9 protein-coding genes are annotated in these 11,338 nt (G+C 72.1%); 6 read left to right on the forward strand and 3 right to left on the reverse strand.

What is annotated here, in order from left to right; translation table 11 throughout:
* Positions 1–45: 45 nt before the first annotated feature.
* The 3 genes from VF647_13460 to VF647_13470 all read left to right on the forward strand — a co-directional run bounded on the left by VF647_13460 (position 46) and on the right by VF647_13470 (position 3,566).
* Positions 46–1,368 (forward strand): sigma-54 dependent transcriptional regulator, encoded by a 1,323-nt coding sequence (locus tag VF647_13460; protein ID HEX8453104.1) that lies wholly within the window; start codon positions 46–48, stop codon positions 1,366–1,368.
* A gap of 286 nt (positions 1,369–1,654) precedes the next feature.
* On the forward strand, positions 1,655–2,944 hold the full coding sequence (locus VF647_13465; GenBank protein HEX8453105.1) for a tetratricopeptide repeat protein: 1,290 nt from the start codon (positions 1,655–1,657) through the stop codon (positions 2,942–2,944).
* A gap of 4 nt (positions 2,945–2,948) precedes the next feature.
* Positions 2,949–3,566, forward strand: coding sequence for a hypothetical protein (locus tag VF647_13470; GenBank protein ID HEX8453106.1), 618 nt, complete (start codon positions 2,949–2,951; stop codon positions 3,564–3,566).
* Positions 3,567–3,634: 68 nt separating this feature from the next.
* Here the strand turns inward: VF647_13470 and VF647_13475 are convergent, their stop codons facing one another.
* Entirely contained in the window at positions 3,635–4,471 is an 837-nt protein-coding gene (locus VF647_13475; protein ID HEX8453107.1) for a DUF4344 domain-containing metallopeptidase, read from the reverse strand.
* A gap of 436 nt (positions 4,472–4,907) precedes the next feature.
* On the opposite strand from VF647_13475, the gene VF647_13480 reads away from it, so the two are divergent.
* Positions 4,908–6,722, forward strand: coding sequence for a S8/S53 family peptidase (locus tag VF647_13480; protein ID HEX8453108.1), 1,815 nt, complete (start codon positions 4,908–4,910; stop codon positions 6,720–6,722).
* Between the two features lie 78 nt (positions 6,723–6,800).
* Here VF647_13480 and VF647_13485 read toward each other — a convergent pair whose 3' ends face one another.
* Together VF647_13485 and VF647_13490 are read right to left on the reverse strand one after the other, a co-directional pair.
* Positions 6,801–7,817, reverse strand: a complete 1,017-nt coding sequence (locus tag VF647_13485; protein HEX8453109.1) for a medium chain dehydrogenase/reductase family protein — start codon at positions 7,815–7,817, stop codon at positions 6,801–6,803.
* 165 nt (positions 7,818–7,982) lie between these two features.
* On the reverse strand, positions 7,983–8,984 hold the full coding sequence (locus VF647_13490; GenBank protein HEX8453110.1) for a hypothetical protein: 1,002 nt from the start codon (positions 8,982–8,984) through the stop codon (positions 7,983–7,985).
* Between the two features lie 174 nt (positions 8,985–9,158).
* Here VF647_13490 and VF647_13495 point away from each other — a divergent pair, with 174 nt between their 5' ends.
* Both VF647_13495 and VF647_13500 read left to right on the forward strand, forming a co-directional pair.
* On the forward strand, positions 9,159–9,638 hold the full coding sequence (locus tag VF647_13495) for a flavin reductase family protein (protein HEX8453111.1): 480 nt from the start codon (positions 9,159–9,161) through the stop codon (positions 9,636–9,638).
* On the forward strand, positions 9,619–11,109 hold the full coding sequence (locus tag VF647_13500) for a fused MFS/spermidine synthase (protein HEX8453112.1): 1,491 nt from the start codon (positions 9,619–9,621) through the stop codon (positions 11,107–11,109). Before VF647_13495 ends, VF647_13500 begins: the two co-directional genes overlap by 20 nt.
* The last annotated feature ends 229 nt before the right edge of the window (positions 11,110–11,338 follow it).

Below are 11,338 nucleotides of genomic sequence, written 5' to 3' on the forward strand. Positions count from 1 at the left end.
GCAGCAGATCGGAACGGGCGCTCGTCACATTTTGCAAAAGGCGGCATGGCGGAGATACGCCTCCTGGCGATCGGGGTCGCGCTGCCGGACGCGGTGCGCGCGCTGGCGGATGATGCGCGTGCCGAAGCGACGCTGGCGGCCGGGCTGCGCGCGCTGGCGGAAGGCCCGTGGACCGCCACGATCCTCTCGCTCGATCTGATCGCGGACGACGACGAGCTGATCCGGCGCGTGGCGCGCGAGCCGAAGACGGGCGCCCTCGTCCTCGCCGCCGCCGCGCCCTCGCTGCGGATGGCGCTCGCAGCGCCGTCGCTGGGCGCCGCGGATCTGCTGACGCTGCCGCTGCGCGCGGACGAGGTGGCTCGCGTCCTTCGCGCGGGCGAGGGAAGCGCGGACGCCATCCCGCTCCCGGACGTCCCCGATGGCGACGACGAGGTGGTGGGGAGCAGCCCGGCGCTGGTGGAGGTCTTCAAGACGGTGGGACGCGTGGGGCCCAGCGACGCCACCGTGCTGGTGACGGGGGAGAGCGGGACCGGTAAGGAGCTGATCGCTCGCGCCGTCCACCGGGTGAGCGCGCGCGCCGGTGGCCCTTTCGTCGCGGTCAACTGCGCCGCCTTCCCCGAAGATCTGCTGGAAAGCGAGCTATTCGGCCACGAGAAGGGTGCCTTCACCGGAGCGGTCGCGCGTAAGATCGGCCGCTTCGAGCGCGCGGGGGGCGGGACGCTCTTCCTGGACGAGATCGGCGACATGAGCCTCGTCCTCCAGGCCAAGATCCTCCGCGCGGTGCAGGAGCGGGAGATCGAGCGGCTGGGCGGGGAGGAGCGCATTGCGCTGGACGTGCGCGTGGTGACGGCCACGCACCGCGACCTCCCTGCGCTGATCGCGTCCGGCGACTTCCGCGAGGACCTGTACTACCGGCTCGCCGTGGTGCGCCTCCACCTACCGCCGTTGCGCGAGAGGCCGGGCGACCTGCGTCCGCTCGCGCTGCACTACGCCGCGCGCTTCGCACGCGCGTACGGGCGCCCCGTGCGCGCGATGAGCGAGGGTGCGCTGGAGCGGCTGGCGTCGCATCGCTGGCCGGGCAACATCCGCGAGCTGCGGAACGCTCTGGAACGGGCCGTTCTCATCGCGCCCGGCGAGGTGGTGCTGGCCGAGCACGTGGATCTCGGCGCCGCGCCGCCGGGGGAGCCGCGGGGGATCGCGCTGCCGGGGTACTCGCCCACGCTTTCGTTCGCGGAGATGGAGGCGCTGCACCTGCGCCAGGTGCTCGAGCATGCGGAGGGGCAGATCGGGCGCGCGGCGGAGATCCTGGGGGTGCACCGCAATACCGTGACGCGGAAGGCGCTGGAGTATGGGATTTTGCCCGGATGACGGGCGTCGACGCCGGGTCGGACACGGGCAGCCACGTGGGGCGGCCCCTACGGAGGTCGATGCGCGGTGCGGGGATTCGCGCGCGGCGGGGGAGGGCAGACACGCAGGTCTGCCCCTACGGGTTTGGGGGACGGATGGCGGCGGCATGCTGTTTTTTGGGGCATGCGGCAGAAAATGCAGCGGGGGGAGGGGACGAGGGGTGGGAAAAGCCCAGTGTTTGCGCGGGTTCGGAGGGGAACGGGGCGTGCCCTGGTGAGATGCGGATGATTCACCTGAGCCCACTGCCGTGACGCGACCCCTGAAGCTGAGCGATGCGCTGGATGCGCTGCCACGGGCGGACGACCTGTCCCTCCTGCGGGCCGCGCTCGTGGGTGCGTCGCGCGAGGACGGCGGGCGCGTATGGACCGCCGCGGACGCGTACGCCACGGTCGGCTCGCGCCTGGCCGACGCGGATGCGCTGGAGGCCGGGATCACCGCGCTGGCGGAGCGCGCCCGCGATCGCGTGGAGCGGGTGATGCGCCACTCCGTCGCCGCCCTGCGCGCGGTGGACGCAGGGGACCCCGCCGCCGCCGCGCGGGCCCTGATCGCGGCCGGCGAGGTGGAGGAGGAGGAGGGGCGGCTGGAGGAGGCGGAGAGCTTCTTCCGGCGCGCCGTGGAGCTGGGGCGCAAGCCGCGCGACCGAAGCGGCGAAGCCCTTGCGCTGCGGCGGCTGGGGCGCGTTGCCCGCTCGCGCGGCGCGCTCAACGACGCGGTGCGCTTCTACACGGAATCCTTTCAGATCGGCTCCGCCCAGCGCGATGGCGAAGGAGCCGTGGTCGCGTGCCTGGGTCTCGGCAACGTGCGGACGGACCAGGGGCTGTGGGCGAAAGCGCGCGGCTGGTACGAGCGCGGCCTGGAGCTCCTGGGCGACGGCGGATCGCCCGTCCACCGCTGGCAGCTCTACGTCAACATGGCCGTGGTGGAGCTGCGCACCGGCGCCCTCGACGCCTGCGAGCGCTGGCTGGACCTTGCGGACGAAGTCGGCGACGATGCGGCGGCGGTGCACATCCGCAACGGGCGCGGGCGCCTGGCGATGGCGCGCGGGCGGCTGGAAGAGGCCGACGCGGAGTTCCAGGCAGCGCTGGAGCACGCATCGTCGCCGTACGCGCAGGGGCTGATCCTGATCAACGTCGCCGAAGTCCACCTCGCGCGCGGCCGGGTGCGCGAGGCGGAGCAGGCGGCGCGCGCGCTGGAGGCGGTGGCGCTCGCGCATTCGCTGTTCACCCTCCTCCCGGACGTGTACCGCACGCTGGGCGCTGTGGCACGCGCGCGTGGCGACGAGGAGGCCTTCATCTTCTACGAGCAGGCGCTGGGCATCTGCCGCGGCGAGTCGATCCCCGCCATCGAGCTGGCGACGACGCAGCACGAGTACGCGCTGCTGGACGCGGAGCAGGGGAGGACCGAGTCGGCGATCGCCCGGCTGCAGGTGGCGCTGGAGATCTATCGCGAGCTGGGAACGGGCCCGGAGACCGAACGGGCCACCGCGGAGCTGGCCCGCATCGCGCGGACTGACGCTGGACCAACCGAGGAGGGGTGACGATATGAGGATGCGGAGCTGGATGACGCTGATCGCCGTGCTGGCGCTGGGCGGGTGCGGCAAGGACTTCGTGGCGGGCGGCGCGCGCGACGTGGAGGTGTACGCCACCGGCGATGCCACCGCCGAGGGCTCCCCGAGCGCCACGCGGATGTCGCTCGCCCCCGCGGACGGCCCCCGCTCGCTGAGCGCCGCCGCCGCGCAGGGTACCATCACCTTCGACGCGCGCGTCAGCCTGCTGTCGTCGAACCGGGTCGAGGAAGTAAACCGCGCCCCGGCCTCGACCTCCGTGCGCATCGAGGGCCGCGACACCGTGCGCCTGACCTCCGGCGAGGTGCGGCGCGCGAGCTACGACCGCGTGCGCATCGTCTTCACCCGCGTGGAGGCCGACGTGGCCTCCGGCCTGGTGATCGGCGGCGTCAACGTCACCGGCCGCGTCGCGGTCGCCATCGCGCCCGCGGACAGCATCGTGGTCGAGCGCCCCGTATCGCTCGGCGACGAGGATGACGACGTGCGCCTCCTCATCGACCTCGATGCCTCCTCATGGCTCGCATCCACGAACGTGGTGACCCGCATCGTGCCTGCGGCGGCCTTCCAGAGCGCGGTCAAAGTCCGCACCCGCTGAACGCGTAAAAGGAGGGCGCCCCGCATCCGAGGCGCCCTCCTTATCTGTTCTACCGGTGTGATGCGTGGTCAGGGACGTAGATAAGCCTCCAGCAAACGATCCCAGCTCCTCGACACGTCCGCGTACTCGGCCTCGCAGCCTTCCGCGCGCTCGGCGGGGAGGGTGCCGTCCTTGACCCAGTCGGCGTAGCCGTCAGGATCCTGGCCGTACACCAGGCAGAGGACGTTGTAGAAGCGCTGCGGCCCCAGCGCGTGCTCGTCCGCGAAGGCGAGGTCGTCCAGCTCCCCCTCGTCGATCGCGAGCCCGGAGGCGCCGTTGACCGCGACCTCGCTCCCCTCCTCCGAGCCATCCACCAGCATCACGGCGGCGAGCTGGTCCACCGCATCCTCTTCGCGCCCGGCGATGGGGATGTCCAGCACGTCCACCAGCGCGTGCCCCACCTCGTGGAGCGCGGTGAAGAGCAGCGCGTCGCTCACCGCCTGCGCCCCGTGGTCGTCGTCGCCGCCGAGCACCGCGTCCAGGTCGTCCACCAGCTCGTAGCAGAGCGAGACGGCGCGCTTCTCGGGGTCGTAGTAGGCGTTGGGCTCGCCGCACTTCTCGAAGCCGATGGTGACGTCGTTCGGCAGCGCGATCCACCGGTTCAGCCACTCCGCCACCCCTTCCAGGAAGCGCGCCTCGCGGAAGTCGTCCTGCCACTGCGCGAACGTGGAGTCGTCCACGGCCTGGTAGACGACGCGGAACTTCCCCGGCATCGTCGCGGGCGCCGCGGGCGTCTCGGCCCGCAGCGAGCTGATGACGGACGCCGCGCCGCCGGGTGCCTGTGCGGCGGGAAGTTCGCACGCGCCCAGCGCCAGGGAGGCGCTCAGCAGCATGAGCCCGCGCAGCGCGGGAATCGGTGAAGGCATGAAGACCGGCGGCGGGGCGGATGGGACGCGGGGGTGTGGAGAGTACATAAGGTCGGTACAGCGGGGCGCGTTGTCCAGCCCTTTGTTGCAGGGTGAGAGGGCGGGCAGGGAGGCGCCGTCCCGGAGCGGGTGATGGAGATCTCCCGTGCGAACTATGTAACAATTGATAACCAGCCATTGTTTGCGCCGTCCACTTTCGGGTGCGGCAGGTGGAGCTTAGTCGTTCAGAAACCGGAAGATACCAGCCCCGAGCACGATAAAGCCGGTTTCAACTCGCGAAGCAAACGCGCGTATCCGGCCCTTGACCGTACGCGTAAACAGGTGTTACCGTTGCCGCGCCCACCTTTCAGGCATCTATTTTTACTCTCATGGAGGCTCGATGCGTCCCCTCGCGTCGCACACGTCGTATGCGCGCCCGTCCTCGCCTGCCCGGCGGGTGTCATGGCTCGTTTCCGCACCGCTCGCCCTGCTGCTCGGGGCCTGCACCGACAATCCACTTCCCCTGGAAGCACCCACCGACCCCGCCGCGGCGGTGAGCGTCGCACCGGCCACCCTGCGCACCGGCACGGGCGACCTGATCACCGGCGACGCGGCGACGTTCGCCGAGACGCTGAAGGAGATCGGGGCGGACGGCGAGATCATCGTATGGCTGAAGGAAACGGGCACGGCGCGCCCCTCTGCCGAGTTCCTGGCCAGCCTTCCGGGTTCGGCCAGGGAGGCCATCGCGCTCACCACCGAAGCGCCCGGGGTGCGGCGGCGCAACACGCTGGGGCCCAGCTCGGTCCGCGGCGCCTCGGCCGACGCGGTGCTGCGGGTGCTGGCCAAGGCCGGCGGGTTGGAGCTCCGCAAGATGGACGCGCTCCCGGCGCTTACGGGCCGCCTTCCGGAGAATGCGCGCACCGCCGCGGTGCAGCTCCTCCTGCGGCATCCGAACGTGGACTACGTGAGCGCCGCCCTCCCCACCCGCGTGAAGCTGCACGCCGGGCCGCTCGGCACCAATCCTATCGACGGCAAGCACACCGTGCACCGCATTCCCGAGGTTTGGGACCTCACGCGCGGCAGCGGGGCCAAGGTGGGCATCCTGGACAGCGGCTTCGCGCGCGAAGTGTACAGCGGCGCCTTCCACGATGACGGCCGCTTCTTCGGCAGCTACGGCATCCTGCCCCTGGGCTTCGTGGACGACGGGTGCAGCAGCTCCACCGCCAACCAGGGCAACTGCACGCCGTACGACGACCAGTGGTCGTCCAACGGCAACTACGCGCACGGGACGGCGCTCGCCGGCGTCGTAGGCCAGAACGACAACAACTACGGGTACGTGGGCATCGCCCCCATGGGCATCACGTACAGCATGAAGATCGCGTGGAACACGTACATCCACGGCAGCTGCGGCAACGGCTGGGACGACATCGGCAACGACAGCGCCTACTGCATCGAGAGCGACGACTTCGTCCGGGCCGTGGACTACGCGGCGGCGCGCCGCTTCCACGTGCTCTCCATGAGCTTCGGCGGCAACCAAAGCAGCGACGTGTACCGCGCGCTCGCCACCGCCCGCAACACGTACGGCGTGTTCCTGGTGGCGGCCACCGGCAACACCCCGGGCGCCGCGGCCATCGAGCCGGCCTCGTTCGACGTGGTGATGGGGATCGCGGGCGTCGACGCGGCGGGGAACAACCTGTACAGCACTGCCGCCCGAGACGTGTCCGCGTTCACGGATGTGGCGTCGCTCGCCGCCATCTGCTACAAGAACTACTACTGCGACGCGGGCTCCCCCGGCCGCCAGGGCGGTGTGGGCGGCACCTCGGCCGCCACCGCGGTGGTGGCGGGGATCGTGGGGCTCATCCGGTCGTACCACCCCAACGAGACCCCCGCGCAGATCTGGGAGCGCCTGGTGAACACGGCAACGGGTACCAACAAGGTGGTCGACGCCTACGCCGCCATCACCTACCAGCGCCCGCTCTCGGTGGCGATCTCCGGCCCCTCGACGCTCGCTCCATACGACTACGGTACCTGGAGCGCGGCGCGCAGCGGCGGCACGGGCCCGTACACCTTCACCTGGTACCGCGACGGCGTCCTCGTCGCGACGGGCCCGTCTTACAGCGGCTACGCCGACGACTACTCCTTCGAGCTGCGTGTGGACGCGGCCGACGCCAACGGCGCCACGGCGCAGAGCTGGATGTACGTATCTGTGCAGTACCCGCAGGAGGAATGCGGCGACCCCAATCAGCCGCGCCAGATCTGCCAGGTCCAGTAGACCCGCGGGCCGGTAGGACGAAGCGGAGGCACGGAGATCCTTCTCCGTGCCTCCGTCTTTTTCTGCCCGGCCCTGTGTTCAGGGCGCCAGCAGCACCTTGCCGAAGTTGCTGCGCCCCTGGATGTACGCGTGCGCTTCGCCCGCCTTTTCGAAGGGGAAGACGCGGTCCACCACCGGGTCCAGCGACCCCTCGCGCACGCCCGCCAGGATCTCGCCGATGCCGCGGGCGAGGAGCTCCTTCTCCTTCCACAGGTGCCCGAGGTTTACGCCGTGGACACCGCGGTTGGCGTTCATCATGGGGAAGGGGTGGAAGCGCGGCGTCCGCATCACCTGGCGGAGCGCGGCCAGCACGTTGCGCCGCTCGCCGGTCGCGAACCCGCTGACCCCGAACACGTACAGCCGCCCCAACGGCGCCAGCGATCGGTAGCTCTTCCCGAACGACTCGCCCCCGACGGCATCCAGCGCCACGTCCACCCCGCGGCCGCCGGTGATGCGCTTCACCTCCGCCTCGAAGTCCTGCGTTCGGTAGTCGATGCAGTGCGCGGCGCCCATCTCGCGCAGCCGCCCGTGCTTCGACGCGCTGGCGGTGCCGATCACCTCCGCCCCGCGGGCGCGGCAGATCTGGAGCGCGGCCACCCCCACGCCTCCCGCTGCCGCGTGCACCAGCACCCGGTCTCCCGCGCGGACGCACCCCAGGTGCACCAGCATGATCCACGCGGTGAGGTAGTTCACGGGGATGGCCGCCGCCTTCTCGAACGAGAGATCGTCCGGCAGCGGGATCGCCTGCGCGGCGGGGACCACCACCACGCTCGAGTAGCCGCCGAACGGCGTGATCGCCCCGACGCGGTCCCCCTCGCGCACCTCCGTCACCCCGCTCCCCACGCGGTCCACCGTCCCCGCCACCTCGTACCCCACGACGGCGGGGAGCTTGGGCGCGTCGGGATAGAGCCCCATCCGCGCCAGGATGTCCGCGAAGTTGATCCCCGCCGCCGCCACGCGAATGCGCACCTCGCCCGCCCCCGGCTCGGGATCGGGCGCCTCGCGCACCTGGAGGACCTCGGGCCCGCCGCGTTTGGTGATCCAGACCTGGCGCATGTGGGGAATGGGGAATGGGGAATGGGGAATCGTAGGGGCAGGCACCGGCATGCTTCGCCGGCGCCGATGCCCGCGATCTCCCCCCTCTCTCGATAACAGAGGCGCCAGCCTCTCCTGTTATCGGGAGAGGGGGGCCGGGGGGGTGAGGGCTGGGGGTGGGGCCCCTTACGGCGCCTCCCCCCGGCACGGAACCCCTTCCCACACGCGCGTCCAGCGGTTGCCGCGGTCCTGCGAGACGGCCTCGTACCAGGAGTCCCGCGCGCCGAAGACCTGCACCAGCATCTCCGCGCCGCCGGTGCGGTTCCAGTTCAGGTAGTCGACCAGCTTGGGAGCGCGCTTGCCGGCCTTGCGGTAGTCGGAGACCTCCGTGTAGAACGGGTTGTAGCCCGTCCGCTGCTCGTACGAGGCCACGAAGAAGACGCTCCACCCGTCCTCCTCCGGCGGCCCCACGGCGAGCTGGTCGCCCACCAGAAAGGTGGAGGCCATCTCCGGCTGCCCGCCGCGCACCACGTCCAGCGCCTGCAGGTCGCGCTGGGCGCCGGGCCAGCTCCGCGGCCGGGGAAGGCCGTTCTGCAGCACCGCCCGCTCGGCGATCAGCGGACCATAGCGGCGGATGGGGCCGGCTACCTGCGGCGGCGAGAACTCGCCCACCACGTCCGGCTCCAGCCCCTTGCGGAAGGCGACGAACTCCTGCTCCGCGGCGGCGGCGGCCACCGTCGTGACCAGCCCCGTGGCGCTGGGGACGCCGCAGGTGCTCACGGGGCCGTTCCCCTGCACCGTGGCCGTCCCCACTCGCGCGCCGCGGCGGAAGAGGGCGAACTGCGAGTTGGGCTCCAGCACCGCGCGGCGGAAGCGCTGCTCGTACGCCTGCGGCGACACCCCGGCCGGCCTGCGCAGCGTGCGCAGCGAGTCGCCCGAAATCTCGGCCACGGGAATGATCCGCGCCCCGTTGGCGGTGCGCACCACGTGGAAGAGCACCGAGCCCGTGGGGAGCCCCAGCGACGCGGGCCCCTCGCTAACGGCGGACACCTGCACCACGTCGCTGGCGGGCGGCGGCGGCACCACCTGCATCGACGAGCCCTCCCACCGCACGTTGTCGCAGCCGGAGAGAGCGGTTAGAATCAGGAGCGCCGCCGCGCGGGCGCCGCGGTCTGGAAAGTCGCGCATTGCGAGCCGTATGAGTGTGCGTGCGGGCCGGGCCACCACTGCCGGCCCGCGGTCGTTGCGGGCAGCGGCGGATGCGCCGGGCCCGGTGCGTGCGTGGCGAGCGCAAAGAACCGGCCAGGGCCTTGCCGCCCCGGCCACCGCCCAACCTACCGACCGCCCCGCCGGGGTGCCAGGATGATCGATCCGAGCCATTTCCGCCGCGTCATGGGGCACTTCGCCGCAGGCGTGGCCGTGGTCACCACGCTGCGCGACGATGGGCAGCCGGCCGGCCTCACCGCCAGCGCCGTCTGCTCCGTGTCGCTGGAGCCCACGCTGCTGCTGGCGTGCGTGGACCGCGCCAGCGAGTCGCACCGCTACGTGGAGGGCTCGGGCGTGTTCGCCGTCAACGTGCTGGAAGAGGGGGAGGGCGAGACGCTGGCGCGGCGCTTCGGCACCTCCGCCACCGGAGACAAGTTCCTGGGCACCGCCTTCCACGCCGAGCGCACGGGCGCGCCGGTGCTGGACGCGGCGCTCGCCTGGCTGGACTGCCGCGTGCGCAACGCCTACGACGGCGGCGACCACACCATCTTCGTGGGCGAGGTGGAGGCGGCGGAGACCCGCGAGGGCACGCCGCTCCTCTACTATCGTGGGGGGTATGGACGCTTTGCGCCCTGACCGCGTGCGCTTCGGCGGGCTGGCGGCCCGCGCCGCCCTGGTAGGGGTGGCGGCCGGCATCACCCTCTTCGCAGCCGGCAGCCTGATCCTCTACGAGGCCGGTGGCGCGCTGGGCGCGGCCGGCGGGCTGGTGGCCACCTTCGCCGTGGCCCTCGCCGCCGGCATGTGGGCCGGTGCCCCCGGCGCCCGGGGCGACGCCGCGCCCACCGGACGCTGGCTCTTCGCGGGGCTCTCGCTGGCGCTGGGCGGGCTCTTCGCCATCGCCTGGACGGTGGCGGGCGGCGAGCGCTTCGGCGGCCCCGGGCGCGCGGCGGCGCTCCTCTTCATGGTCGGCATCCCCGTCTACGCCGCCGGCTTCCTCCTCCCCGCGCTGGTGGCGTGGGAGCGCGAAGCCGCGGGTGACGACGACGAGGAGGATTCCCTCGGCCTCGCGGGGACTGCCGCGACCGCCGTGCTGGTGGGGCTGGCGGTGGGCGCGGCGCTGGCGGGCCTCGTCCTCCTTCCGCGCGTCCTGCCCGGGCCGCTGCTGATGGTGATGGGCGCGATCCTGACCTCGCCCCTCCTCTTCCCCAGCCGCCATGCGCCCACCACCACGGAGCGCGTCCTCCACGAGACGGAGACGCCGTACAACGTCCTGCGCGTCACCGAGACGGTGTTCGCGGAGGGCCGCCAGCCCGAGCTCAAGCTGTACCAGGACGACGAGATCGAGTCGGGCGAGCTGTCGCGAAGCGGCGCCCCCTCCTTTGCCTACATCGCCGCGGCGGAGCGCTGGCTGGGGGACACGGGGCGTCCGGGCCTGTCGTACCTGTGCCTGGGCGGCGGCGCCTACACCCTGCCGCGCCGCATCGCCGAGAAGGATCCCACCGCCCGCGTCACCGTCGTGGAGCGCGACCCCGAGGTGACGCGCGTGGCCTACCGCTACTTCGGCCTGCGCCCGGAGCACGGCATCGCCACCGTGCACGGCGATGCGCGCGCGGTGGCCGCCGGCCTCCCCCGCGCCGCCTGGGATCGCGTCTTCCTGGACGTCTACGACGGCACGGAGATGACCCCGCTCCACCTCGTGAGCGAGGAAGCGATGCGCGAGCTCGGCGCCCTCCTCACGCCGGGCGGCCTCCTTCTGATGAACGCGATCGGCGTGGCGGAGGGCCCGGGCGCGGTGCGTCTCTGGTCGACGGTGCGCACGGTGGCCGAGGTCTTCCCTCGCGTCGTGGTCTACTCGCACATGGGCCGCGACTTCCCCGACCGCCAGAACTTCCTCCTCGCCGCCGCCCTGGACGACGGCCCCGCCTTCCCCTCGCGCGCCGGCATGTTCGACGTCTGGCCACGCGCCGAGTGGCCGCGCCTCCCCACCGCCGCCGTCTTCCGCGACCGCGACAGAGAGGAGCGGCCTGCGCGGGCGAGTGAACTCGCTGCAACAACGGCACAAAGTCCGCCTGCGCGGACTCCCGGACGAGATCTCGGCGCGTCCTGAAGTGCCGGCGCGGGCAAGGAGCCGCCGCCGCGCGCCGAACCTCGTAGGGGCAGCCCCGCGTGGCTGCCCGTGCCCTACGATGCGCCAAGGCCCGCATCCAACAGCGAATGAATTCGCCGCTGGAAACACACAAAGTCCGCCTGCGCGGACTCGGGGTTCGACGTCGCGCTTATCCAGCCCACTTCAGTGGGCTTCGCGTGGTTCCAGCCGGGGGCTTCAGCCCCCGGCG

This window comes from Longimicrobium sp., assembly GCA_036387335.1.
In the GTDB taxonomy this organism is placed as follows: Bacteria; Gemmatimonadota; Gemmatimonadetes; order Longimicrobiales; family Longimicrobiaceae; genus Longimicrobium.